The sequence below is a fragment of the Spirosoma humi genome, from assembly GCF_054776575.1.
This window is the reverse complement of sequence record NZ_BAAHBR010000015.1, coordinates 342,812-369,448: the sequence shown is the minus strand read 5'-3', so window position 1 is coordinate 369,448 and position 26,637 is coordinate 342,812. Positions and strand designations below refer to the sequence as shown.

20 protein-coding genes are annotated in these 26,637 nt (G+C 51.2%); 7 read left to right on the top strand and 13 right to left on the bottom strand.

Annotated elements, in window-relative coordinates; translation table 11 throughout:
• Positions 1 to 2 precede the first annotated feature (2 nt).
• Positions 3 to 4,076, top strand: a complete 4,074-nt coding sequence (locus tag ACYU8Y_RS17830; protein ID WP_460939407.1) for a non-ribosomal peptide synthetase — start codon at positions 3 to 5, stop codon at positions 4,074 to 4,076.
• Positions 4,077 to 4,407: 331 nt separating this feature from the next.
• Here the strand turns inward: ACYU8Y_RS17830 and ACYU8Y_RS17825 are convergent, their stop codons facing one another.
• From ACYU8Y_RS17825 to ACYU8Y_RS17815, 3 genes are all read right to left on the bottom strand, one after another.
• Positions 4,408 to 5,847 carry an MOP flippase family protein gene (locus ACYU8Y_RS17825; protein ID WP_460939406.1) on the bottom strand — a complete coding sequence of 480 codons (1,440 nt, stop codon included), beginning with the start codon at positions 5,845 to 5,847 and terminating at the stop codon, positions 4,408 to 4,410.
• A 43-nt stretch (positions 5,848 to 5,890) separates the two neighbouring features.
• Complete coding sequence (locus tag ACYU8Y_RS17820; RefSeq protein WP_460939405.1) at positions 5,891 to 8,215, bottom strand: T9SS type A sorting domain-containing protein; 2,325 nt, start codon at positions 8,213 to 8,215, stop codon at positions 5,891 to 5,893.
• A 65-nt stretch (positions 8,216 to 8,280) separates the two neighbouring features.
• A complete protein-coding gene (locus tag ACYU8Y_RS17815; protein WP_460939404.1) occupies positions 8,281 to 9,282 on the bottom strand; it encodes a T9SS type B sorting domain-containing protein in 1,002 nt (333 codons plus the stop codon).
• 134 nt (positions 9,283 to 9,416) lie between these two features.
• Between ACYU8Y_RS17815 and ACYU8Y_RS17810 the strand changes: the two genes are divergently transcribed.
• The 3 genes from ACYU8Y_RS17810 to ACYU8Y_RS17800 all read left to right on the top strand — a co-directional run bounded on the left by ACYU8Y_RS17810 (position 9,417) and on the right by ACYU8Y_RS17800 (position 11,843).
• Positions 9,417 to 10,172, top strand: coding sequence for a 4'-phosphopantetheinyl transferase family protein (locus ACYU8Y_RS17810; RefSeq protein ID WP_460939403.1), 756 nt, complete (start codon positions 9,417 to 9,419; stop codon positions 10,170 to 10,172).
• Positions 10,173 to 10,246: 74 nt separating this feature from the next.
• Positions 10,247 to 11,206 (top strand): hypothetical protein, encoded by a 960-nt coding sequence (locus ACYU8Y_RS17805; protein ID WP_460939402.1) that lies wholly within the window; start codon positions 10,247 to 10,249, stop codon positions 11,204 to 11,206.
• On the top strand, positions 11,196 to 11,843 hold the full coding sequence (locus ACYU8Y_RS17800) for an acyltransferase (protein WP_460939401.1): 648 nt from the start codon (positions 11,196 to 11,198) through the stop codon (positions 11,841 to 11,843). The genes ACYU8Y_RS17805 and ACYU8Y_RS17800 overlap by 11 nt, the downstream gene beginning before the upstream one ends.
• Here ACYU8Y_RS17800 and ACYU8Y_RS17795 read toward each other — a convergent pair.
• The 7 genes from ACYU8Y_RS17795 to ACYU8Y_RS17765 form a co-directional block, all read right to left on the bottom strand.
• Positions 11,840 to 13,018: a glycosyltransferase gene (locus tag ACYU8Y_RS17795; RefSeq protein WP_460939400.1), complete on the bottom strand. Its 1,179-nt coding sequence runs from the start codon at positions 13,016 to 13,018 to the stop codon at positions 11,840 to 11,842. The two genes, ACYU8Y_RS17800 and ACYU8Y_RS17795, sit on opposite strands and share 4 nt — an antisense overlap.
• Positions 13,019 to 13,059: 41 nt before the next feature.
• Positions 13,060 to 14,211 (bottom strand): glycosyltransferase family 4 protein, encoded by a 1,152-nt coding sequence (locus tag ACYU8Y_RS17790; RefSeq protein WP_460939399.1) that lies wholly within the window; start codon positions 14,209 to 14,211, stop codon positions 13,060 to 13,062.
• Positions 14,195 to 15,658 carry an O-antigen ligase family protein gene (locus tag ACYU8Y_RS17785; RefSeq protein WP_460939398.1) on the bottom strand — a complete coding sequence of 488 codons (1,464 nt, stop codon included), beginning with the start codon at positions 15,656 to 15,658 and terminating at the stop codon, positions 14,195 to 14,197. Before ACYU8Y_RS17785 ends, ACYU8Y_RS17790 begins: the two co-directional genes overlap by 17 nt.
• Before the next feature lie 29 nt (positions 15,659 to 15,687).
• Positions 15,688 to 16,917 (bottom strand): glycosyltransferase family 2 protein, encoded by a 1,230-nt coding sequence (locus ACYU8Y_RS17780; RefSeq protein ID WP_460939397.1) that lies wholly within the window; start codon positions 16,915 to 16,917, stop codon positions 15,688 to 15,690.
• 14 nt (positions 16,918 to 16,931) lie between these two features.
• A complete protein-coding gene (locus ACYU8Y_RS17775; protein ID WP_460939396.1) occupies positions 16,932 to 17,861 on the bottom strand; it encodes a glycosyltransferase family 2 protein in 930 nt (309 codons plus the stop codon).
• Positions 17,840 to 19,012: a sugar transferase gene (locus ACYU8Y_RS17770; protein ID WP_460939395.1), complete on the bottom strand. Its 1,173-nt coding sequence runs from the start codon at positions 19,010 to 19,012 to the stop codon at positions 17,840 to 17,842. Before ACYU8Y_RS17770 ends, ACYU8Y_RS17775 begins: the two co-directional genes overlap by 22 nt.
• 208 nt (positions 19,013 to 19,220) lie before the next feature.
• Positions 19,221 to 19,718, bottom strand: coding sequence for a response regulator transcription factor (locus ACYU8Y_RS17765; RefSeq protein ID WP_460939394.1), 498 nt, complete (start codon positions 19,716 to 19,718; stop codon positions 19,221 to 19,223).
• A 621-nt stretch (positions 19,719 to 20,339) separates the two neighbouring features.
• On the opposite strand from ACYU8Y_RS17765, the gene ACYU8Y_RS17760 reads away from it, so the two are divergent.
• The 3 genes from ACYU8Y_RS17760 to ACYU8Y_RS17750 all read left to right on the top strand — a co-directional run bounded on the left by ACYU8Y_RS17760 (position 20,340) and on the right by ACYU8Y_RS17750 (position 24,017).
• Positions 20,340 to 22,949, top strand: coding sequence for a hypothetical protein (locus ACYU8Y_RS17760; protein ID WP_460939393.1), 2,610 nt, complete (start codon positions 20,340 to 20,342; stop codon positions 22,947 to 22,949).
• Positions 22,950 to 23,137: 188 nt separating this feature from the next.
• A complete protein-coding gene (locus ACYU8Y_RS17755) occupies positions 23,138 to 23,569 on the top strand; it encodes a MarR family winged helix-turn-helix transcriptional regulator (RefSeq protein ID WP_460939392.1) in 432 nt (143 codons plus the stop codon).
• Between the two features lie 10 nt (positions 23,570 to 23,579).
• Positions 23,580 to 24,017 carry an organic hydroperoxide resistance protein gene (locus ACYU8Y_RS17750; protein ID WP_460939391.1) on the top strand — a complete coding sequence of 146 codons (438 nt, stop codon included), beginning with the start codon at positions 23,580 to 23,582 and terminating at the stop codon, positions 24,015 to 24,017.
• Between the two features lie 79 nt (positions 24,018 to 24,096).
• Here ACYU8Y_RS17750 and ACYU8Y_RS17745 read toward each other — a convergent pair whose 3' ends face one another.
• The 3 genes from ACYU8Y_RS17745 to dprA form a co-directional block, all read right to left on the bottom strand.
• A complete protein-coding gene (locus tag ACYU8Y_RS17745) occupies positions 24,097 to 24,219 on the bottom strand; it encodes a 30S ribosomal protein THX (RefSeq protein WP_460940318.1) in 123 nt (40 codons plus the stop codon).
• A 95-nt stretch (positions 24,220 to 24,314) separates the two neighbouring features.
• Positions 24,315 to 25,310 carry a glycoside hydrolase family 43 protein gene (locus ACYU8Y_RS17740; RefSeq protein WP_460939390.1) on the bottom strand — a complete coding sequence of 332 codons (996 nt, stop codon included), beginning with the start codon at positions 25,308 to 25,310 and terminating at the stop codon, positions 24,315 to 24,317.
• A gap of 98 nt (positions 25,311 to 25,408) precedes the next feature.
• The gene (gene dprA, locus ACYU8Y_RS17735) at positions 25,409 to 26,521 is read right to left on the bottom strand and encodes a DNA-processing protein DprA (protein WP_460939389.1); all 1,113 of its coding nucleotides are present in this window, start codon (positions 26,519 to 26,521) and stop codon (positions 25,409 to 25,411) included.
• Positions 26,522 to 26,637 lie beyond the last annotated feature (116 nt).

The window sequence follows — 26,637 nt, the reverse complement described above, 5'->3', positions numbered from 1 at the left end:
GAATGACCGAGAGCGCTGCAACCACACAACTTATTGATATTGATTTCAACCCGTTTGAAGGCCCCAGCATTGGGCGGCTTGCCCCAACCACAGAGCCCCAACTGGAAATATGGGCTGCCTGTCAGTTTGGTGGCGACGATGCGAGCCGTGGATTCAATGAATCGGTCTCCCTACGGTTTACGGGATTCGTCGATACACTAGCGTTTGAAAACGCCTGGCAACGGCTGATCGCCCGGCACGAATCCCTGCACGCTGCGTTCAGCGCTGACGGAAAGCAGATGTGCGTGTTCGACGATTTTTCTGTTGAACTGGCCTTTCTGGACTATTCGAACCGGACCGATGCCGACCAGGAGCGCGCCGTCGATGCGTATGCCGAGCAGGATGCGTTGCACGTGTTCGATCTGGTCAACGGTCCGTTGATCAAAGCCGGTTTACTGAAGTTGTCCGATACCTCCTACCACTTTACCCTGACCGCGCATCACATCATTTGCGATGGCTGGTCGCTGGGAATTTTATTGCAGGAACTGGGAACGCTTTATTCGGGCTATGTACAACACGGCTTTCCTGCCCTGGCCGAAGCTCCCCGCTACAGCCAATACGCGTTCGAACAACAACGGTTCGTGTCCAGTGAGGCCCATCGCGCCATCGAGTCTTTCTGGCTCGATCAGTACACCGGTACGGTACCCGTGGTCGATTTGCCAACGGATTTTCCGCGGCCTTCCCTACGTCAGTATGAAAGTGCCCGGCGCGATTACCCGCTGGCGGCTTCCCTGGCCCGTGCGATAAAGCAACTGGGCCAGAAAGAGGGTGCCAGTTTTGTGACGACGCTGATTACCGCCTTCGAGGTTTTTCTGCATCGGCTGACGGGGCAGGATGATCTGATAGTTGGATTACCCACGGCCGGACAATCGGTGTCGGGCCAGACGGGCCTGATCGGGCATTGCGTAAATCTATTGCCCCTACGGAGTTTTCCGCAGATGAATCAGCGCTTCCGGGAGTTTTTACACATCCGAAAAGAACAAATTCTCGATGCGTATGAACACCAGCAACTGACCTTCAGCAGTCTGCTCAAAAAGCTGCCGATCACCCGCGATCCATCCCGGGTGCCTATGGTCCCCGTTATTTTTAACGTCGATATGGGGCTGGACGATGGTGTTACCTTCTCCGGGCTTGACTATCAGTTGATCAGTAATCCGCGGAAATATGCAGCCGTAGATTTGTTTCTGAACATCAGTGGTTCTTCCTCCGCCGGAGATGCTTCGCTACTCTTCGAATGGGCCTATAACACCCACTTGTTCAGGGAAGAAAGCATTGATCGGATGATGGCTGGGTTTGAGCACCTGTTGACCGAGCTCGTTGCAAACCCGTTGGTTCGGCTGGGTGATATCCAGCTAACGAATTCATGGGGCCCGAATGAACAGCTTTCGCGGTGGAACGACACGAAGGCTGCCTACCCCAGACAGGCCTCTTTGCACCAGCTACTGGCGCAAACCGCCGGGCAATATCCTGACAAAATTGCCCTGATTTCGAATGGGCGCTCTATGTCGTTTCGGGAACTGGACGAAACGGCTAATCAGGTAGCCCATGCCATCCGGCAAACGGGTGTTGGGTCGAAGGATGTCATTGGCGTGGTACTGGATCGGTCGCCGGAACTGATCATTACATTGCTGGCCATTCTGAAAGCCGGAGCCGCTTATGTTCCCATCGATCCGGCTTACCCGCATGACCGGATTGCCTTTATGCTCACCGATTCGTCGGCAAACCTGCTCATTACCTCGAAGAAATACCTGGGTGCCGGGTCAACGTATCAACTGGATGGGCAATCGACTGGTCAGACCAGCGTGCTGGCCATCGAAACCGTACTGGCCGAACTGGATAAGTATCCGAAAGAAGCACCCACAACGGTTGTGACGGGTGATGATCTGGCTTATATTCTGTACACATCCGGCTCAACGGGGCAACCCAAAGGAGTGCTGATTGAGCACCATAATCTGGTCAATCTGTTGTACAGCATGATTACCATGCCCGGCATAACCAAAGATGATGCATTACTGGCCGTAACCACTATTTCCTTCGATATTGCCGGTCTCGAATTGTTTCTGCCTCAGCTAGTTGGAGCCACATTGGTGCTTGCTGATACCGAAACGACCAAAGACGGCTGGGCTTTACTGAACGCCATTTCCGAACACGCTATAACGATCATTCAGGCAACCCCGGCCACGTATAAAATGATGTTGCTGGCTGGCTGGGAGCAGCGGTTTGACCTTAAAATTCTCTGCTGCGGGGAGCCAATGCCGAAAGATCTCGCCCAAAAGTTGACCGCCCGTTGTACCTCCCTCTGGAATATGTACGGGCCGACCGAAACGACGATTTACTCCACGGGTAAGCAGATTTTAGCCAGCGATGAGGTCATCACCATTGGTCGTCCGATTCAAAACACACAGGTATATATCCTGGATGAACAACGGAAGCAATTGCCGGTGGGCGCTATTGGGGAAATTTACCTGGCGGGCGATGGCGTAGCCCGCGGATATCTGAAACGGCCGGAACTGACGCAGCAGAAGTTTGTACCAGACCCGTTTGCGGCATCACCCAACCGGATGATGTACCGCACCGGCGACCTCGGTAAGTTCATGCCCGATGGCGAAATTCATTGTCTGGGCCGTATCGATCACCAGGTAAAAATCAGGGGCTACCGGATCGAGCTTGGCGAGATTGAACACGCTCTGGTCAGTCAGCCTGCCATCAAAGATGCCGTGGTGATAGCTCGGGAAGACCGGCCGGGGGATCAGCGGCTGGTTGCCTATGTGGTTACGAAAACTCCCTTGGTGAATGGCGCATTTCTGGAACAGATACCTATCTGGCGGACGATGCTTCGGGATGTGTTACCTGATTACATGATTCCCAGCGATTTCGTTGGTCTGGACGCATTGCCCATCACGCCCAACGGAAAAATCGACCGGAAAGCTTTACCCCGACCCGAAGTGGTGCCGGTAGCCAGTGCAGCGGGCGGTGAGCCAGTTTCGGCTACGGAAAAGCTCATTCACGCCATCTGGACGGATGTGCTGGGGGTGGACAACATTCGTGTCGATCATGATTTCTTCGAATTAGGCGGTCATTCCATGATCGCCGTTCAGATGATGACCCGGCTTGAGAAGGAAACGGGCCGACGGCTGCCCCTGTCGACCTTACTGGTGTACCCGACGGTTCGGAAACTGGCCAGTTTGCTCCAGACGGATGAACGGCCAATGACATGGAAATCATTAGTGCCGATTAAGCCCGAGGGTAGCAAAACGCCCATATATATTATTCATGGTATCGGTCTCAATCTTCTGAATTTCAGTGGTTTGGTAAGCTACATGGATGCCGAGCAGCCCATTTATGGCTTGCAGGCCCTGGGCCTGGATGGGGTCGATGAACCGCTGGACAACATGGAAGCGATTGCCGCCCATTACCTGACCGAAGTAATGGACCAAAATCCGACGGGTCCTTACGCCATCGCAGGCTACTCTTTTGGGGGCTATGTGGCGCTCGAAATGGCTCGTCAGCTGAAGGCGATGGGCAAAGAGGTGAAGTTACTGGCCATGTTCGACACCAATGCCCAGGAGCGGGACTCATCCCAAACGGGACTTCCGCGGTTAATGCGAAAACTATACCGGCAGCTACCCAAGTTAGTGTGGTTTACCAACTCGTTGGTCCGCCATCCACTCATGGCGCTTCAGTACCAGCAGCGACATGTGAAGCGCAACATAGACCGGTTCCTGCAATTGGCGGGTTTTCAAAAACCCGTACCCGTAGAGACCGAGACTCCACTGGACCATTTGGCGCTGATTATGGAGAAACATGAGATTGCGTTTCATACATACACCATGAAGCCGTATGATGGTGTGATCGATGTGTTCAAAGCCAAATTCCGGATCTACTTTGTCGATGACAACACGTATTTGGGCTGGAAGAAATATGCCTTGAAAGGCGTTCGAGTGCACAATGTACCGGGAGATCACGAAAAGATGCTGTTGCCACCCAACGATATAGTGTTCGCCCAAACCTTACAGCGTGCTCTGGACAATAGTTAAGGCTGGGCCAAGGCGCAACAAAGGATACTAGTAGAAACGCCCCCAATCTACACATACGTAGACTGGGGGCGTTTCTTTAACGTACTAATTAAGTCAGCCTGGGAACCTGTATAAGCCCACCGCTTTAGCTGTGGGCTTATAAGGAAAAATGGACCAATACGATAACCGTTTCAATGGTTTGTGCTCCCAATAAACCGTTGAAACGGTTGGTATTCATTCGGTTTATTTCGGGCGGCCCACCGTTAAAACAGTGGGCTAATAAAAGCCCCTAACTCGATTTGGCACTTATTTAGCGGTTGGGTGATAGGCCGTACTATGTATACTTAACGGCTTAAAGTAGCGCCTGTCGGTAAGCTTTAATTTCCGTGAACGAGAGCTTGTAGGCTAAGGTCAACAAGCCATACGTGGCGCCCCCCAGGGCGACTTCTATCACCGCATTCACCAGCCCCGAGTCCCCTACGAATAGCTTGTACGTATAAATGACTCCGATCATGATGAGGCTGAAAATGACGGGTTTGGCCACGTCCCGCATGAAGTCACCCACGAAATCGCCAATGATCGAATGGGCAATGGCAAAATTAGCGACCATATTCAAGCCCGTCGTCAGCAAAAAGGCCAGCGCTATACCCGTTACGCCCCAATAATGGCCCAGGACGTAAACCAACGGTACTTTAACGAGTAGCGTACCCAGGTTCAGGTAGAACAGAAGGTTTGGTTTCCCTTTGGTAAACACCAGGGTGTAGAGCGGATGGCTAAGGCAGGTGAAAATGCCCACGAAAACGAAAATATGAATCAGGTCGATGGTTTTCTCCCAGCCTGGCCCATAAATCAGGGGAACGACACTATCGGCCGTAATGAACAGCCCGGCCAGGAGCGGTAAGTTGCAATAACTGATGAAGTCCAGAATTTTCAGGTACGACTTCTTCAAGTCGGCCATATTATCCTTCATTTTGGCCAGAATCGGATAAGCAACCTGCAAAATGATCGGGTTGAGTTTGGCAATGGGGAAGATCGCCAGCTGGTAGGCAATGGTGTAATACCCAAGCATCTTGACGCCCAGCATACCCCCAATAAAAATGTTGTCGGAGTTAAACTGAATAAAGCCCAGAAACCCATCGCCCATATTGTACAGGCCAAAGCGAAGGTGATCTTTGACTTCGCTTATATTAAACGACCAGGTAGGGCGGAAAAGCGAGCGACCAAACGTAATTTGTAACGCAGATTTAACGGTTTGCATCACCAGAGAGCCAATAATCAGGGACAGTTCGCGGTACCCGCTATAGGCCAGCGTCACCGTCACCGCCGAGCCAATGACTGTTCCGGCAATGTCGAGCATCGCCACCGATTTGAACCGGAGTTCTTTTTCCAGTAAAAACATGTAGAGCTGCCCGAAATAAGCAATCATGAAGTAGTACGAGGACAGGTTGAGAACCTTATCCAGCTTCGGCTCGTGGTAAAACGAGATGATGAACGGAGAACTAAGGTGAATGACAACAAAGATAAAAAAGCCGACCAGGAGGTTCAGAAAATACAGGGTCGATAACACGTTGCGGTCACTTTCCTGCTTGTAGATGATGGAATTGGAGAACCCCAGATTAGAGAAAATCTGAAAGAAAGCAATAATCAGATTGCTGACGCTCACCAGACCAAAATCGGCAGGGTCGAGCAGACGGGCGAGAACGGCTACCTGCAGGAACTGAAACAGCGTGGAAATGGCCGTAGAGATGGTAATCCATTTTCCGCCGTTCATTGCCTTTTGTGTATTACTCATGTACGTATCGATGGGCTGGTAGGGGCGCCACAGGTTTCGTCCCTTACTGATTTATGAGAATCTTCTTAATCAATTTGGCCGGGCCCTGGCGCACGTCAAGCAGATACAAGCCGGGAGCCAGTGCACTTAAATCAAGTTGCTCATTGAGCACACGACCTGACTTAAGAAGGGTTATTTGTTTACATTTTCGACCCGAATTGTCGAAAATGGTCACCTCAACTGGGCGAATATCCCCATTCTCCAGTGTTAATTTAACATAATCAGTGGCTGGCGTTGGATACACCTGCAGACTGCTCAGGCTATTTTTAGCATCGGGATGCGCGGCCCGTGTGGGCATCACAAAGACCGGTGTTTCACTGACGTTGACCGAAATTGTACCCGTCTGACTAACCTGCACGCTTCGGTTCATGTCATCCCGGCCAATCGCGGGTGTGCATATCTGTACGGTGTCTCCCTTCGATACCGACAAGTTGTAAGTTCCTGTTCGCCCTTTTTCGTCCGGAATCAGCAGAACATAGGCCGACTGCCCATCCAGCTCATACCGGTCTACCAGCGGATCTTTGCTGATGGTTTCTTTATAGTGATAGTCGCCGAGCAGGTTTTTTGCCTGGTAGAGAAAATCGGCGGCTGGTTTGCGGGTTTTACCAATTTCATTCAGCAACCCCATGGAAGCAAACTGGGTCGGGTTCTGAATGTCGAAGTCGTAGGCCTGAAAATAAAAAACCCGATCGATCCCTACCCGGCTGTAGAGTAATGATGTTCGCAATATCCAGTCAGCCTGTGTTTCCAGAACGCTTTTGCGACCGATGGGAATGGCCCGAAATGGACTGTCCTGGTTTATGTCGTATCCGGCTTCCGTAATCCAGACCGGCATTCCCTGTGCGTATTGGCGGGCCAGTTTCACAAAGGCGGCAGCCTGCTCGCCAACACCCGCCAGTTCAGGAGCGACACCTCGCGTTGCCCCGCCGTTCTGTTCCGACATGACATCGTTGGCGTACAAATGCTGATTAATAACGTCCCAGCAAAGATTGACGGACCCGTCGGGACGGTATCCCCGGAACTCTTTGCACCAGTCGATCATAGCCCGCAAGTAATCGGTGGTGGGCGTCGACATGCCACCCATCACGACAACAACGGAAGGGTCGGCGTTTTTAACACCAACGCCCGGTCCCATCGTGTTTTTATGGCCGTCGTAAAAAGCCGACAAATTTGCAGCGTATTCGCGGGCCGACTGGTAGCCATTGCGGCCTTTCCAGGTTTTGTCGGGCTCGTTATTGCATTCGATATAGCGAATCAGGCCCAGCCCAATTTTGACGGTGTTGACTCCGGCCCAGGTGACTTCAGGGCTGACACTGACCAGCGCCGGATTGATTTTTTTGTTAAACCCATACCGTGCCATGTACTGAAAGGCTACCCGGGCGTGCTCGATATAGGACGTTGGCTGGGAGCGGTCGCTGCCGTAGCGGGCGGGCGAGTTGCTATAATCGCGGCCATCTTCCGGGTACGTATTTTCCATCCACTTCGGTAGGGTTTGGAGGCAGGCCAGCATCTCGACCCCTTCGGCTCCCAGGCGTTCATACATGCCGTCGTAAGTCCAGCTCCCGCTAAATGTCGGATTGAATGTGTAACTGCCTTGCTGAGCTTCCAGCTTATCCCAGTCGATGTAATGGCGCATCGACGAAAAACTCTTCAAGGCGTTGATGCGGGTCGTTTCAACTTCCCGAAGGGCCGCGCCCGTCGTTGGATCTTCGGCGTCCCATTCGAAACCATTGATACCCAGCATGTGCCGGAATGGATACGACGCCAGCGGCAAAAGGGCAGGCTCCTTACCTATCTGGTAAGTTCCATAAAGTTCTAATTCGGTCGGGTAGAAGCCCGACGAATTAAGGACCAGATAGCGGGCGTTGCCAAAGGCTGTTTTAACGGCGAAATCGGTAGGGTGTTCCGGGTCAGGACCTACCCAGGTTTGGTACTTGTCGCCTGTAAAGCGGGCAATAGGAATGCGTTCCCATTTGTCGGTTATAATCGACAGTGTCATCGGCGTATCGGTATTCGAACCGGCTCCGTCATACATTCGAAGGCTGTCAATCGATATGCGTTCACCCGGCAGAAGGGGGTAGTACGCATCGAAATTGGTCAATACTTTACCCCAGCCCGTATTGACCGTTTCAACGACGTCGCCATCGAACAAGGCATCAAGCCCGCTTGTTGTGTTATTCACCTGATACCAGCGTTTGGCGTCCAGTACGATCTTGGCGGCCGACTGATTGGCCACACCGGCAGACTGTGCCGTGCGGGTCCGTTGCGGCTGATCCGAAACGGAGAGCGTTACCGAAGCAATAGTTAGGAGGAGGAAGGCTTTAAACATTGGATGTTTCGTGTCGGGCGTTGTCAAGAGAGGGGGTACGTGTCGTAGTGGGTGAGTAAACAGCCTTAGCGCAAAAGCAAAACGTGACCTGTTTGAACATGCTCGCTTTGTTCCGGTCTTGCGCTATCCATTCGGTAAGCGATAGTCCAGGTGTAATCGCCTGATGCGCAGGGGCTACCGGCATAGGTTCCATCCCACGTCTGATTGGCGTTGGTGCTGACAAAAATGACACTGCCCCACCGGTTATACACTTTCAACTCGTAGGAGGAAACTTTGGGAAGGAAAAATGTCAGCCTGTCATTCAGCCCATCGTTGTTGGGTGTAAACACATCCGGTACGTAAAGCTGGCTGGATACACACTCCTCGCACTGCCTGACCTGGATATCGTCGATCACCATATCGTTGCCACAACCATAGTCGCCTTTCGTGTTCACCAGTTTCAGAATGACCGCTTCGGTCGTTTGGGGAGCCTCAAACAATGCCGTATGCTGGCGCCAGGCTGGCTGGTCGGCCAGATCAATGGAACCGAGTGGCACCGAGGTGAGGGTAGCCCCACCTTTCGTTTCGAGCGTAAGCATCAGATTGGGGATGAGTGGGGTAGGGCATATACCCGTTTTGAGCAGATTAAGCGCCCATAGGGAAAGTTCATAGGTTGTGCCGGGGCATAGCCCGGATACGGTTTGCTGGTAAAAAGCGCCGGCCGTATTGGCTCCGTTGACAATCATCATATTTCCGTCGGTATCATCAGGCGTATGATCCATGGGAACAGCGTACCAGGTATAATTAAAGCAGCCCCCGTCGATGGTTTCCGTGACAGTATATTGTCCGTCGCCAGGGCAGGTGGGTGGTACATATTGATACGGCGTCAAATCGGCCATGGATATGGGCTGGCTGGCTGTACCGAAGGTTTGATTGATGAGTAACTGACTCGATGGATTAGCGCAGAGCTGGGCAAAAACGGGTTGGCAGCCTGCGTATACAAAGTAGATGACCAAGCCAATCCCACCGTGTAATGCTTTGAGCCACAGTGGGCTGACTCTATTTAATATATGGGAATCAAGAAGCATGGTTAGTAATTTAGACCTTAACCCCTTAATTTGGTCACCATTTCCGCTAACGAATTGCCTTAGTGTCAACTGATTACAGAGAATGGATAAAGGCCGCTACCACGTAAGAATAGATAAATAAATAACGCGTTTATATGGCTATCTCTCGGGTTTTCTGCACCGATCTACCGGCTATTTTGTGGCGGCAATGGCCCGGACCTCCTGCTGTTGACGATGCCGTAGCTGTCTTTCGCTTTCAACTGCCCGAGCAACCCTTTATTTTACCTACCCTGGTTTCGCTGCTGCAGCCCGACGAAATCAACCGGGCCGAGCGGTATCATCGGATTGACGATCGGCAGCGATTCATCTATGCCAGAGGTTTACTGCGCGTGTTGACCGGGCGCTATACCCGTCAGGCACCGGACCAGGTTCGGTTTACGAAAGACGCCAACAACAAACCTGCTTTATTGGGCACTACCGGTTGGCAGATAAACGTGTCGCACTCAGGTAGCTGGATTCTGCTGGCGGTAGGCAAGGTGAAGCTGGGCGTCGATGTGGAACAGATGCAGAGCGCTTTCTCATTCGACGATATCCTGCCTGCCAGTTTTAGTCAGGAAGAGCAGGCATATGTCAGGGCAGGTGCCGATAGTCGACGGCGTTTTTATGAGCTATGGACCCGGAAAGAAGCGTTGGTCAAAGCAACGGGGAAGGGGATGGACGATTCCTTTTCCCGGATTCCTGTCCTGAATGGGTTACATCAGACCGAGAGCCACATCATTGGTGGCCACGGCGACTGGCAGGTTACTGGTTTTGCCATCTCGGCTGATTATCTGGGGGCTGTTGCGTATCAGGCAACGGTAGAAACACCTAAATTTTATACCCTCAAAAGTGGCTTATTGGTTGATTTATAGTCATAACCTAAGACGGGTAAGCGCATTTGTTTACCGGTTCGTCCCGTATCGATCAAATCAACGCTTGTGCCTCTATGCAGCGGTTAATGCTGAAATTTCTGTACGTAGTTGCCGCGCTGAAATACGCAGGAATCCGGCAGGATCTGCGGTATTTTATTCGTGACAACTACTTTGCCCGCTTAAACCAGATTCGGTTCATTACCAGGGATTACATTGCGAAAAAGAAATACAAAGTCGTTGATTTTTACGGCGAATTCGATCAGGAGCTGCGGTATGTGTTGCCCTTTGCTTACTGGCATCACCTGAACGGTACCCTTCAGCAAACCATTTCGAGCAGTAATACCAAACCATTCTATTTTTTTAGCGAAAACCACCTTGAGAAGTACGAAAAGCGAGTTTGGCAGGCAGGCTACGACTATTACGATGTGCCAAATATGACGCACAGCCCCTCGTTCAGCTTCACCAAATGGACGCGGGTTCCGTTGAAAAGCCACTACAAAAACGAACAATTCGTATTTGACAAGCCGCTGCTGGTCATCGCCAACAAATACAATATCGAATGGGATAAACCACCCATTAATTTTCTGGATATTCCGGCCCTGGATCGGATTGTCTCGCGATTTAAACAGTACTACCAGATCATCTACAACCGTCCGCTTTCATCCCAGATCGTTGTCGACAACAGCGAAATTATGGACCTGAATGAGCACGCCTGGCTTCGGGAAAACCACCCGGAGGTTATCCTGATGAATGACCTGCACGAGCAGCACCGCCATAGCGTGTCCAATTTCAATCACCTTCAACTACTCGTTTATGCCAACTGCGACCGGTTCATTTCAATGCACGGCGGCACGGCGGCTCTGGCCAGCTACTTTGGGGGCATAAATATCATTTTATCCCATCCGGGAGGAGGGATGGAGCATCATTTCAACGAATACGATACCATTTTTCCGGCCCTTTCGGGTACTAAAATCCTACACGCGAAAAATACGGCTGACGTATTTCAGTATTTAGACCAGCACTATGTCATTTAAACACTATATCGACCAGCGACCTGCGCTCAAGCAATTTGTGCATTGGCTACTTGAGCCCCATAACCAGGCCAAACCACGCCGTTGGGTAAGATGGTTTGTTAATCCATTTATCCATAACCGGCATCGGACGGCCATTATTCGCTCCCGCGTACGGCTGGATGTCTTACCGTACAACGCCTTTTCGCTGGGCGCGCATAGCATCATCGACGATTTCAGCGTGATCAACAATGGGGTTGGCCCGGTGCAGATTGGCGACAATACGCTTGTCGGGATTGGGGCCGTGGTTATCGGCCCGGTAACCATCGGGTCGAAGGTCATAATGGCGCAGCACATTGTTCTGTCGGGTCTGAATCACTCCTACGAGAATGTTCAATTGCCCATTCGGGATCAGCAGGTAACGATGCGACCTATCGTGATTGAAGATGAATGCTGGATCGGGGCCAACGTGACGATCACGGCGGGGGTCACGGTCGGCCGCCATTCTGTTGTGGCGGGCGGTAGCGTGGTTACACGCGATGTACCGGCTTATACCGTTGTGGGTGGCAATCCGGCCCGGATTCTCAAGTATTATGATCGGGAAACCGATCAGTGGCTAAAAGGAGCCCGAATGACTCCCTCCCTGGTACCAGCAGCCTAAAGCTGCTCGATAACCGCTTCAAATTCTTCCGCCCGTCTCTTCCAGGAGTTGGCTTTGGCCATACCCACCCGTTCCTTGATACGGGGAGCGCTATCGTCGGCCAGCGCGCGCCGGAGGGCTTGTTCGAAGGCCACCGGACTACCAGCCATTTCAACCACTCCGTAGAAATCGTCAAGAATCGAAAAGGGCGTCGACACAACGGGTAAGCCAGCAGCCAGGTATTCATTGATCTTCAACGGGTAGATCGTATACGTGTGTTCATTGCACACGAAAGGAATCATGGCAGCCTGCATATTGGCCAGCAAAGCGGGTAATTCTGCCGGTTGATGAGGAGGAATAAATTCGACGTTCGTGTACGACGAGAGTCGTTGCCTGATGCTGGGTTCGTTTACCTCGCCTACGAACTGGAACAGCACGTCCGGCATGGTCCGAACGCAGTGTTCGACCAGGGTAAGATCGATTCGGTTATCGGCTGTTCCCAGATAGCCAACGATCGGTTTGAGGGGGGGGCGCTTCTCCGCCAATTGCCGCGCCTGGTGGAATAAGTCGAAGTTGACCCCGTTCTTGACACAATACGCCTTGGGTTGCTGCACGGATTTGGAACGGCGCAGGGCCTCCGAGGTGGTAATGATTGCATTGACCTGCTCAAGATACATGGACTCGTACCGATTCCCGTGGCGGCTTATCCAGCTGGCCGCTGTTATTTCATCAAAGCAATAGTAAATCGTGGCCCATTCGTTCAACTGGTGCAGCATGGGTAAACCAAAAACTGGGTTGAACGCATTGATGACCAGCGGCTTGTGCATGTTTAGTTCGCCCATGACCCGACGAAGCCCTTTTACCATGCGGCCAACATTCTGCTTAATCAGGACATCATACGGTTTGTCGGATAACCAGTTGATGGGAAGCATCAACGGCGGAGTCCAGACGAAAACCTCACTGCCATTGTCAAACGTTTTCCTCGTCAATGGGTTTTTCAGACGCACCAGTTCCTGAAGCGGAACATCCTGACGGCCAATAACGCCCATCGCAAAATCTTTCAGCGTGTACTGATAATCGACATAAAGAATTCGATGCCGTACCGATAGCTCAGTCATTAATTGAACGACTGCCTTCTGAAAATCGCCTTTCCAGGGTGTCTGTCCAACACAGATGATGCTGTCGAAATTTTCCATTTAGCGTGAGAAGTGGGTATGCAGCAAGCTAACAAAAGAATTTAATAAGTTGTGGGTGTAGAGTGAATATTTATGATCTCTTTATAAACAACAAGTAACTTATTTGCCGCAGATTGCCATGAAAACGACGCGGCTCTGGCCAGCCCTCTTGTTCGTAACTCAGCCCGAAGGGTGGGCTGTTGAATGAGGTTGCTGAGTTGCAGCGCCATTGCCTCGACCGAGGTCGGGTCGACGAGCAGAGCGGCATCATCGGCAACTTCGGGCATAGACGACGTGGACGATGTTAGAACGGGGGTACCACAAGCCATGGCTTCCAGAATGGGTAAACCAAAACTTTCCCGAAGCGATGGGCACAGGAAAATCGTAGCGGCATTGTACACCAAAGGCAGCACAGAGTTCGGTACGTAGCCACACAAAATTATATTCTCAGTGAGAATCTGCCCGTCAATGTCCGTCAGGATAGCGTTCAGCGAAGCCGCTGTAAGGTTCGATATAACCACGGGCAGGGTAAGCTGCCCCTGTTTTTTCAGAAGTAGCAACGACTTGAGTACGCCCGGTACGTTTTTCTTCGGGTCCGTGTTGCCCAGGAAAAATATAAACTCCTTGGGCAGGTTGTACTCGATCCGGACAGAAGCGAGCTGATCATGGTCATCAATAAGCCGAAACTTGTCGCTAACGCCATTGTAGATCGTGACGACCTGATCGGGGTCCAGCTTCAAATGGTCAATGATTCGTTGCCGTTCGAAGTCGGATACGGTGATAATGCGGTCACATTTGCTGACAATCTGGGGTACGTTCCACCGGCGGTATTGATTCCCGAATCGCTGGTACCAGCTTCCGCGCAGCAACGGCTGATTCTCGAGGAAAATAATGTCGTGAAGCGTCAGCACCAGTGGGACAGATACTTGTAACGGAGCCGTGTTGGCTGTACAATGCAGCAAATCAACGCCGTACTGCTTTACCGCTTTGGGCAAAGCATACTGCTCCCAGATAGGGTACGGGCCACGATCCAATTCCACCAATTCAACATTGGGCGAATCCGGGAGCCCCGTCCGGTCGGTGTCAGGCTTCACAAAAATGACGAACTCGTGCTGAACCGAGGTTGATAGAGCCCGGATTGTTTCCAAAGCCACGATATCCATACCGTGCTTATGTGGCCTTAGGAGCCGTTGCGCTTCAATTCCGATCCGCATAGTATGAGGGCTTTGGGGTATCCCAACGGGTACAGGTGGTGAATAGGACAGAGTTAATGAAGATGATCGTGCTGGTCGGAAATTGACCCAGGATGGGATTGGTATAGCTCACGACCGCTATACCGATAAATTCGGCCAGCAGGGCAATCATCAGGGTGCTGAGCGCTGGATCGTTCAACTGCCAGATTTTGTAAATACCCAGCAGGATGATACACGTCAGCATGACCAAATAGAGTGTAAGGCCAACAACGCCCGTTTCAATCCAAAGCTGAACATACCAGCTATCGGTTGGAATCTGGGCTGCAAAGTGATTGGGCGAGAACCGGTTACCAGCGCCCGAAGAGGTGCCAATGCCCGCGCCGAATGGCCTGTCTTTTAAAAAATTCTTAAGTTTTTGCTGATTTTCCAGCCGGACCAGAAACGACGCATCTTCGGTTGGGCGTAGGGCCGTACGAATGCGGAAGATCTGATAATTTGAGTCGCCAATCGACGTAAACATCAGAATACCGAGTATGGGGGCCGCGATCATAAATCCCCGAAAAATGTTCAACGGATTTCGGCTCAGGAAAAGATAGGCTGGAAATCCTGCCAGCAAAACGAATAGCGCCCCCCGGGTACCTGAAACGGCAAATCCCCAGAACAGCACGACCGCTAAGACCAGGTGCACGATTCGAAGTACCCAGGATTTGCCTTCAAAGAAGAGAATCAGGCAGACCAACGTTACGCCAGCCATTTCGGACCCAAACTGACCGGCATCTGAATAAAAGGAGAAACTACGGAGCTGACCCCATAAAATGTGGGTTCGGGCACCGCCCTCGGCCAGCCACCGGAGCTCAGCACCTGCCAGGCCGATGTATTGCTGTTTGAAGCCCCATAACGCGGCAAATACAGACCAGGCCAACCAGGTTATAATGAATATACGAATGTCTTTCCGGCTAATTGGATTGACCATCACGACAATGGCAATGAAGAACCAGCTCAGGGAAAACGAACGAACATTGTAGAACCAGGCCGGGCGGTAGGGAGCTTCCGGGTTGAAATATTCCAGCATCGTGTAGGCGAACCAAACAATGAGCAGCCATAGAAAAGGATGCTTCAGCCGTTTCCAGTCCATTCGTTTGCCGTTCAGGAACGTGCCTAACAGGCTAAGCACCAGTAAGCCATCCAGTGCCGTGCCGAGTGGAATGGCGGGGGGCAGAAAACGCGTGAAACCAATCAGGAAACTTACATGAACGTACAGGAACAAGCCAATTTTAGGCTCGATCAGAACGCCCAGTAGTAACGCTATACCAACGGGTAAACCCACGAGCATGGCACCGCCGAGCATACCATACGTACCAACCAGCCACCCAGCGACTAAAGCCACCAGTATGCCAGCTACGTAGATGAGCCAGGGGCTTTCGCGCCATTGCTCAGATACCAAAAGGGGGCGGTTCGTGAGGTCCATCCGTTTATAAATTTCTGTCCTTTACTAAATTAGATTGCTCGTTTCGACTTTTCCCAGACACCGGAGAGATTGCCGTTGCAAAAACGGGCAAATCCGGCCAGTACACACCAGTTCATGAACACAAAGTAAAAAGGAACAAACGTTAGCTTGAACCGGGTCTGCCGATTTTCCAGCGCGTATCCGATCGTGGCAATTAGGTAAAACGCTACCTGGCAACCAAATAGAAACAGCCAGAACGATCTGGTAAACAGACCCTCGTCCGGTCCGTCAGGCTGTGTGAGCAAAATGCCGTTGAGCAGTAAGAGCAGCGGCAGGCAAAAGGGAGTGACTGCCCAGCGCAATACCCGATGCGATACGTATTGAAAACTTAGCCAGCCATACCTGAAAATATTGAGAAGTGCCGCCAGCCGTTTGATAGCCTGAAAACCACCCGTCGCAATTCGGACTTTCCGTTTCATTTCTTCAGCTACCGAATGGGAGGGTCGTTCGAGGGCGAAGGCGTCCGGCACATAATCGACCCGGTAGCCCCGCCCGGCAATACGCAGCGAAATAATAAAATCGTCCAGTAGGGTGTCGGCTTCTACGGGCTCGTAAAGCGCTGTCCGAATGGCAAATAATTCACCAGCTGCCCCCACAATGGTATGCAACTGGGCATCGAGCTTTTTCAGGAACGACTCATACCGCCAGTAGAGCCCTTCGCCACTCCCGGCTGCGGCTTCCTCGCCCTGAAGGCTGATTCGTTTTTCGCCGGTTACAGCCCCTACGGTTTCCGTTTCGAAGCGTTTGGTCAACCGGCTTACGGCTTCTGGATTGAGCTCCGTGTTGGCATCGGTAAAAATCGTTATCGGCGTATTTACCAGGCGCATCGCATTATTCATGGCCGCAATCTTGCCCAGGCGCTGCGTGCCTGAAAGAATCGTGAGGTTGGGTACGTTTAACTTACGCTTTTCCAGATACTCGACCGAGCCATCCGTAGAACCTTCCACGACGAACAGCAAATGCAGGTGCTGACTCGGGTAGTCCTGACGCAGGCAGTTTTGAAGTTTATCGGGCAAATACGCCAGTTCATTATAGGCCGGAACAACCATCGTCACATCGGGCCATTGATTGGCTGCGACAACTGGATTACTTTGCTTCGGCTGGCGCGTCCGCAATTTCACCAGAACCCAGGCAACCAGGCCATACCCCAGGTAGGTATAAAAAACCAGGAAGGTGAGGAGGCAGACTGTCCAGCCGAGAAAGTAATAAAACAGTATCATACAGACTTTATAAGCTAAACGGGCGATACGCTGGTCGATCTGAAATTCCAGAGCGTCCCCCTTATAAATGCTTTGGCGTGGGTCAACTGACCGGCGAGTAAGTACGACGCCATGTGTTTCGGTAAAATACAAAAGCCAAAAAACGAATAAAAAACCATGCGCTGAAAAGCTGAGCAATGGCGTCGCATAAACAGAATCCGGTTTCGGGTCAGGTAGTAGGTTTTGAGGGGACTGTGCTGCCCCACAGACATTGATTCTTTATGCAGAATGGATGCAGAGGGTTGATAATAAATAACGTAACCCGCATTTCGAATCCGTTGCGACCAGTCGAGCTCTTCATAATACAGGAAAAAGCGCTCGGCAAATCGCCCGACTTTCTCAACAACCGTCCGGCTGACCATCATGGCACAGCCGTGGGCAAAATTAGTGGCATGGGGCTTGTCGAACTGGCCGTTGTCTGCCTGGTTGCTGCCAATAGCGGTGGCCGTGCCCGTATACATATTGATGGGGCTGTAGCCCGCGTATTGCAGTAACTGAGGAGCCTCGTAAAACCGGATCTTCGGACAAACGACGCCTATTTCGGGCTGTTCGGCGAAGGGTTTGAGCAAGTCTTCCAGAATGGTTGGGGATAGCTCCGTATCATTATTGACAATGAAAAAGTAATCGCCCTGCGCTTCCTGCATACCCAGGTTGTTGCCACCCGTAAAGCCTAAATTTGCTTCCGACCGGATGTAGCGCAGATGCGCGTACTGGGTCAGATCGAGCGCGTCCGACAGCGGCTGAACCGACCCATTGTCGACAACAATAATTTCGTAGGCTGGGTACGTTAAACGTTTCGCCGACTCCAGAAACTGACGGGTTACTTCGGCCTGGTTGTAATTGATGGTGATGATCGAGACGAGAGTCGACTCGTCGGTGCCGTCTACACGTTCTCTTTTTGCCATAAACTGAATAGTGTCTGCCAGATGATCAACGCATCTGTTTTAAATGAAAAAGTCGACGAGTATTCGATGTCCAGTAAGGTCCGTTCCCGGTCAGACATAGGCCCCTGCCCTCTGCCCCGTTTTTTCACCTGCCACAAACCCGTCAGGCCAGCAGGTCCGGCAAAGCGTTTGGCGAATTCGTCGGAGGTAAGTTGCTCCGCTTCATAAAGCGGTAGCGGGCGGTTACCGACCAACGACATATCACCCACCAGAATATTGACTAATTGCGGAAGTTCGTCAATGCTACTGTTGCGCAGGAAGGTGCCAATCCGTGTGATACGGGGGTCATTGCGAAACTTCATGAATTTTGCCTTGTCCTGTGTTTCCTGCAAATAATGTTTTTCGCAAATATGGCGATCCCGATCGAAGAGTAACGTCTGGCACGGCACGCCGGCGGCCTGGCACACACTGCATCTGGATGCTACGCTGGTTGTGGCCGCTGTTTTAGTTTCGGGTTTGGCGTAGATATTATTCGATGCCAGTTGCCCCAGAAGCTGATCCGCTTCTACTTTCATGGTCCGGAACTTATACATGTCGAATACATGGAAATTAGCACCGGCTCGTTTCGACCGATAAATGACCGGCCCTTTTGAGTCCAGCGCAATAACCAACGCCACGACCAGAAGGATGGGGGACAGGAGCAGCAGAATCGTTAGCGAAACGCTGATATCGAGTAAGCGTTTCCACCAGGGCAAGCGTAGCTGAGTGGGCGTTGCTACCGGACCGGCGTTATCGAATGTTCGAATCTGATCGCTTAAGGAAAGGTAGTAGTTGATTTTAGCCTGAATTCGGTAATTATCATCATTGATCGCCAGTAGATCGGTAACCCCCAACGCCAGCGTCGCTTGTTCCAAAGGGCTTTCGCCCAAACGGGATACGACGAGAAAAGGGACCAAGCGGTAATCGCGTTTGTGTCGAACGAGATTTACCAGGACATCCCCGTTCGTTCTATCTGTAATGATCAGATCGACCTGCTGATTATCGGTCAGCCATCGTTCCGATTCGCTTGTCTCCTTGAAGCGTACGATCGCATGACCCGTACCAACCAGACTGGCCATCCGGTTGGCGATCAAATCGTCTTCTATTACCAATAAGACATAGATTATAGACATTTTTTTGTTTTTATAGGCAGGCCGTTACACCCACAAAAGGATTGGCCAGATACGCTGGCATGACGAATGAAGAAAGATAGAGTTGGGAAATAAGAACGGGAGTAGTGGGTGGGCCAGGTCGAAAGAAACGCCCTGCTTAGCCTGAGTTGGAGGTAGTTTTCGGATGCTCGCTGGCATCCCCTTTGTCGAGTTGACAGATGGACGCGGCCTAGGATACGGCCAAATCACCTAATAACAGGGAAACGATGCGTGAGCGATGCGGCCAGGTAGTTTTGTTTTCCGGCTTGATCTGAAGGGGCTGATTATCTTGTGTTTCCTGATTGGATAAGTCTGCTCGCCGAAGAAGGGCATGAAGTTTTGCTTTTACCTCCAGCGGGTTGAAAGGCTTGGATAAGAAGGCATCGACACCTTGTTCCAGACAGTCAATTCGAGTCGTACTGTCCGAAACATTGGATAGAATCATGACCGGCGTTTGTGCCGTTAAATGGCTCATGCGAATCAGCTTGGTTAATTCCAGTCCACTAAAGAAAGGTAGCTCCAGCTCGGTAAGTACCGTATCGAAACGGTTGCCCTGAATTAATAACCGGGCTGCTTCCTGCCCTGTATGCGCTACTGTAATCTTAAAATCTTTCGACAGCGTTTGAACAAGTATATCAACAACGTACTGATTTTCGTCTGCGATGAGGATATGGCGTTTCGTCTTCATTAAAGTATTGATAGTAGTAAAATCTATGGGTTAGATTCAAAATTTTAGACTACGCCACTAGGGAGACGGTTACTTTAGACACAATAAAAAAAAGCGCCTGCCGATGGGCTGGTTTTTAAATAGATACGAGCCCGAGATTATTTTTTATATATCAGATTAGTATACTTCCTGGGTATCTGTTTGGTAATGAGAAGGATATCGGCTTTATAAATAACTGACGGCACTACACGGTGTATAGCCAGGGTTGGGTAATTTAGTATAGTACTATGCTAAAAAATTGATTAAACGGTATGTACATTCCAGCCAAAAAAGAGGCTATAAATTGGTTTTTACGGCCGTTTTATAGTTTAAGGTTTGATGGCTTCTTGTTTATTTTATATATAAAATTCTGTGTTGATTAATTAAATGACCTAAAAACGGCCTAATTGGTAACATGAGGGCGTATGCACGAGGAAAGCGAAACGATGCCTGTTTTAAAATAGTACTAACGCATCGATCGAGTAACGTCATGCCATCAATAATAATGCCATAGTATGTACAAGCCTCAGCTCAACAATCAACTCAGCTATCGAACCGTTTTGGTACAAAGCCGTATCTTTGGGCTACGTATCCGTTGATTTTATGAACCAACCAACCTTTTCTCAACCGCACTGGCGGACCGGCTTACGCCCACACCTGATCGCCGTGCTGGGTTTATTTGTACTAGCCATCATCTACTTCTCGCCGGTACTGTCGGGCAAAACATTATCGATGCACGACGTGCAGGAAGCTTCTGCATCGGCCCGGGAAATCCGGGAAATTACCAAGGAAACGGGTATCAAGCCGCTCTGGACCGATGCGGTATTTAGTGGTATGCCCGGTTACATGATTGACTTTCCTTACCCTTATATACTGGTGTACAAGGGCGTAATGGCGGTCGTTAATGTGCTGCCCAACACGGCTAGTATTGTCTTCGTGGTTATGCTGAGCATGTATATACTGCTCGTCGTGCTGGGCTGTAATTCGTGGCTTTCGGCGCTTGGGGCGGCTGCCTACGGGCTCGGGACGTTCGGTATCGTCAGTCTAGAGGCCGGGCACGTCTCCAAGTTGTTCGCCATGGCCTACGGTGCCGGTATGCTGGCCGGCATCATTCTAGCGTTGCGGGGGCGCTACTGGGTTGGAGCGGCTGTGATGGGCTTCTTTATGTGTATGGAACTGGGCGCTAACCATATTCAGATTACCTATTACCTGGTTATGGCTGCGGTTCTATACGTAGTGATTGAAGGTGTTTCGCTGATTCGTCAGGGAAAAACGCGGCAGTTGGTTCTTGGGTTAGCGACACTGGCCGTTGTGAGTGCCATTGCTGCCGGTAGTTTCGGGAAGCGGCTGCTCGTGCTGAACCAATACACCAAAGAAACGATTCGGGGTAAATCAGAGCTAACCGCCAAAACGACTAATCCTGACGGAAAATCGCCCAGCAGTGAATCTAAAGGAGGACTGGATAAAGACTATGCCTTCACCTACAGTTATGGCAAAGCCGAAACACTCACGCTGCTCATTCCCAATGCCTTTGGCGGTGCGTCGGGGGGCGGACTAACCACCGGATCGGAGTTTTACAAAGCCATGACGAGCCGGGGTGTCGATCCGGCAGCCGCCAAACAAATGGCTGAGCTTGGGGCACCTACCTACTGGGGCGATCAGCCTATGGTGGGAGGGCCCGCCTATGCAGGTGCTGCCTTATTGTTCCTGTTTGTGTTGGGTATGTTTGTTATCCGTGGGTCGATTCGCTGGTGGCTGTTGAGTGCAACGGCCCTGATGATTATGCTGGCCTGGGGGAAAAACTTACTTTTCTTCAACGAGTTTCTGTTCGACAACCTGCCTTACCTCAACAAATTCAGAGCCATGACGATGGCCTTCTGCCTGGCGCAGTTGTTCATCGCAGCCGGGGCCGCGTTGGGAATTCAGCGTATCGTGAGCCAGAAGCTCACGCTGGCTGAATTGAAACAACCCCTCTTGATTAGTCTGGGACTAACCGCTGGTTTAGCCGCTGTACTAGCGCTGTTGGGCGGGTCATTTTTTAGTTTTCAGGCACCGAACGATATACCGACCTTATCCCGCTATTTTGGCGAAGCAGCCCGCGAATTCCAGACGGCTCTAATTACCGACCGGCAGAGTCTGTTCCGGGCCGACGCCGTTCGGTCAGTGGTTGTCATTCTGCTGGCAGCGGGGGCTGTCTGGCTGTTCCTGACCAACAAAATCAAAGGCGGTCTCTTCTACCCATTGATAGTAGCCATCGTCATTATCGATTTGTTCGCTGTCGATAAACGCTTCCTGAACAGTGAAGATTTTGTGTCGAAAACTCAGGCCAGTGTTTTGTTCGAACCCACCACGGCCGACCAGCAGATTTTACAGGATAAATCACTGGGCTACCGGGTGTTCGACCAGACCGGCTCGTTTATGGAAACTAACCGGACGTCCTATTTCCATCGCTCGATTGGGGGCTATAACACAACCCGGCTACGGCGGTACAATGAACTGATAAACTTCGCTTTTCAGACGAACACGCTCAACATTCTGAACATGCTGAATGCGAAATACGTCATCCAGAATGGGCCGGCAAATCCAAATGATCCACAGCAGGCACCGGCCGGACCAATGGCGTTACCAAATCCCGAGGTGATGGGGGCGGCCTGGTTTGTCGGCCATGTGCAGCAGGTTGCCGATGCCGACGAAGAAATGGCGGCTATGAAAACCCTGAATCCCCGTGATTCAGCCGTCGTTGATAAACGGTTCGCTGCCCAGTTGGGGAATCTGCCCGGCACACTGGATCATAGTGGGAGCACCATTCAACTGACGAGTTATCGTCCGGATAAGTTAATGTATGAAGTCAATGCGGCCCGTGACGGACTGGCCGTTTTTTCGGAAATCTACTACCGGGGCGATTCAGACTGGCAGGCGTTTATCGATGGCAAAGCCGCGGCTCATCTTCGGGCAAATTACGTCTTGCGAGCGCTGCGTATTCCGGCCGGGAAGCATTCGGTTGAGTTTCGGTTCGATCCTCCGCTAGCCCGTATAGGTGACACCATCGACCTGATCTGCAATGTATTATTGATCGCATTGATCGGGTTCGTTATCTTCCATGAGGGACGCAGCCGAAACCGCCAACCGGTGCCTGAGCCGGAACCTGTACTGCCATGGGCACCCGTAGAAACAACGCCAGCCGCTAAACCATCTAAAGCGAAACCGCGCTGATGAATTGAGTCAAAAACCCGTCAATAAAAAAACGCCCTTTCACGGGCGTTTTTTTATGTTGTTATAACTAGTTGATTTATAGTCTTAAATCGCTTTCCGCACGAACGAAAGTCTTAAACTAAGCCGTCCTGCTAAACTATAACAGGGCTGCGCTAGTTATTGAATTGTGTACAATATAATTTTGAGCAATGAATATGCTTCTGTTGGATAGTCAGCTTTGTTTCCCGTTGTATGCCCTTTCGCGCCAGGTGACGGCCCAATATCGGCCGTTGCTTGAAAAGCTGGACCTGACGTATCCGCAATATTTAGTCTTACTCTTGCTCTGGGAGTCAGACAATCGAACCGTCGGTGAACTTGGTGAGCGGTTGCTGTTGGACTCCGGAACGCTGACGCCTTTGCTCAAACGCATGGAGCAGAAGGGGTTACTGACCCGGCAGCGAAACCCAACCGACGAACGTCAGGTCGCGATTCAACTCACCGAAAGCGGGCGGGACATGCAGCAGCAGGCTATGGACATTCCCACTCAATTAGTGCAAAGCCTGAATCTGGATAAACAACAGGTCATCGATCTGCGAAACCAATTACAAACCATTTTACATCAGCTTACCAAAACCGTTTAATTAACGAACCATGCTTCAATCCCTGTATACAGCCCACGCTACGGCGACCGGCGGCCGTGATGGTCATGTAACTTCATCCGATAACGTTCTGGATCTCGACGTGCGTACCCCCCGCGAACTGGGTGGATCAGGCGGTGCCTACTCAAATCCGGAGCAACTGTTCGCTGCGGGCTATGCCGCCTGTTTCGATAGCGCCCTCAATCTGGTGGCCCGAATGGCTAAAGTAAAAACGGGTATAACGACGGTAACGGCCGATGTGAGTATCGGTAAACTGGATACGGGTGGGTTTGGCTTAGCCGTGACACTGGATGTCAATGTGCCGGGCGTTGATCAGGCCGTTGCTGAGGAGTTGGTTGAGAAAGCGCACCAGGTGTGTCCCTATTCAAATGCTACGCGTGGCAACATTCCCGTAACGCTTACGGTAACGAACAGCGAAACTACAAACTAAGCACGAGTGACGGGTCTTTGTCTGGTAGCTAAAAAAGCGCCGTTATTCATTAGGATAACGGCGCTTTTTGTTAATCAGGTTACTCCTGAGGCTTGTCGACGGGCTTAGGTACCACTGATTTTTTCGATTTTCCAGGGCGGGTTTTGCCGTAAGAACCCCGCGAAATTTTTCCTCGTTTCGACTTTATATCCCCTCTTCCCATCATTGACATTTGTTTAGTTAAGGTCAGATGACGAGGGGACAGGCCACATTGTTCAAAAAAAAGAGAAATCAGTCGTTTTTATTAGGGTACTGAATTTACTTCAACGCGCGGGCCTCTACACCGCCAACGGTAATCTTGACCGGTTTGATGGCACCATCAGCATCGAAATACATATGGTCGATGCAGGTTTCCCGGTGATTGCCATCGGTTTCGGTTAATGGGCGCCGGTGATAAACGATGTACCAGTCATCGGTTCCGGGTACCTGAATAACCGAGTGATGCCCGGCTCCTCTAGCCACGGTGGGGTCTTGCTGCAGAATTTTACCGACCCGCTCAAAGGGGCCAAACGGCGACTTCGCAACGGCATAAGCAACGGAATAGTCAGGACCCGTCCAGCCGCCCTCCGACCACATAAAGTAATACTTGCCCTGACGAACAAACATGGTAGGGCCTTCTACGTAGCTCTTAGGCGTTATTTCCCGAAAGGTGGTCCCATCGGGGAAGGGTAGGAAACCCGTGAAATCATCGTTTAGTCGGGCAATGTTGCAGTGGCCCCAGCCACCGTAGATTAAATAATACTGCCCGTCCTGATCTTTAAAGACGTACTGGTCAATGGGTTGTGCGCCATTATGAATTTGCCCGACGAGCGGCTTTCCCAGGTAGTCGCGGAATGGGCCAGCGGGATTGTTGGCAACCGCTACCCCAATGCCTCCTACTTCTTTCTTCTCATCGTGAATGTCGTTGGCACCAAAAAACAGAAAGTATTGTCCACCTTTCTCAACGATAGACGGTGCCCACATCGCCTTTTTTGCCCATTTAACGGCTGTCGAGTCAATAATTCGGCTGTGCTTTGTCCAGGTTACCAGATCAGGCGAGGAGAACGCGTCCAGAAATACCTGCTGTTCATACGGAGCGGAGTAGGTTGGATAAATCCAGTATTGCTTCCCAAACAGGACGCCTTCCGGATCGGCGTACCAGCCGGGGAAAATAGGATTCCCACTTTTGGCTGGCTTAGGACTGGTTTGACCGAAACTGAATAGGGTGATGAGGATGAATGAAAAACTAAGGATAGATCGTCGGAGATCAGGCATAGGAGTACGTAGAGAATGAGAGTTGAGTTGGTTTTAAACGGCCAAAAATAGGCATTATTATGGTTGTGCGGACGCGAGATTGGTTCGTGATGACAAAATCAAACGTAAACGACGGCGTATTTCTTGCCCGGTAGGGAGCGCACAAAGCCTTGAAATTCAAGGGTTAGAAGCAGAGAAGCCAGTCGCCCCATTGGAATCTGACTTTTCCAGCTCAACTCATCGACATGCAGATCCGCCGATTGGCGGAGCAAGGCCAGAATCTGGCTTTCTTCTTCCGTAATATTGACCGGTAAAGCGGGTGGTATATTCTTTGGCGAAACCGGCTCATTCGCCCGATCCCAGTTGAGGGCTTCGATAATGTCGTTAGGGCTGGTATAAATCTGGGCTTTATTTTCCCGGATAAGTTTGTTGCAGCCCGCCGAAAAAGTCTGATTCAGCTGTCCCGGAACGGCGAATACCTCCCGGTGATAATTATTCGCGTATTCAGCCGTGATCAGGGCACCGCCCTTGGCGGCTGCTTCAACCACCACGACGACGTCACTTAAACCGGCAATAATTCGATTGCGGGCCGGAAACAGGTGCGCATCGGGCTTGGTGCCGGGCTTGCTTTCGGTCAGCAAACCACCCTGCACCAGCATGTCAGAGGCTGTTTTCTGGTGCACATTGGGGTAGATGATGTCCGGGCCGCTAGCCATGACCCCAATGGTGGGTAAGCCGTTGGCCAGACTGGAGCGGTGAGCAGCAATGTCGATGCCATAAGCCAGCCCGCTGATCACACTAGCGCCATAAGGTACTACCGCTTCGATAATTTCCTGGGTAATCCGTCGGCCGTATTCAGTTGCCTGCCGGGTGCCCACCAGGCCAATGGTACGGGGCGCATTCAGGTTGCCCATCCCCTGAAAATAGAGTAGGGCGGGGGCGTCGTAAAGAGGTTTAAGTCGGCCAGGATACGCTTTATCCAGGTAAAACAGGGCCGACGCCCCCATTTTTTCCAGGCGTATCATTACCTGTTCGGCCTCCAACAGAACGCCGGGTTTTAGGATGGCCCGGGCCGTTACCTCGCCAATACCAGGCACTTTCATCAATCGGGCCAACGGCGATCTGAATACTTCGGTCGCTGAACCGCAGTAACTGATCAGTTGGCGAATAAGAATACTCCCTACACCCGGTACAAGGGTGAGCGCAATTTGATGCTGGGTATCAGTAGGCACGAAACGGATGGGCTGGATATGTAAACAAATATAAAATCAATGTCGACTCGTGCAAGCTTACTAATTTCTGCCGGAAAAAACCAGTTTGCCATGAATTGGAGCCCTGGGTGAGGGAC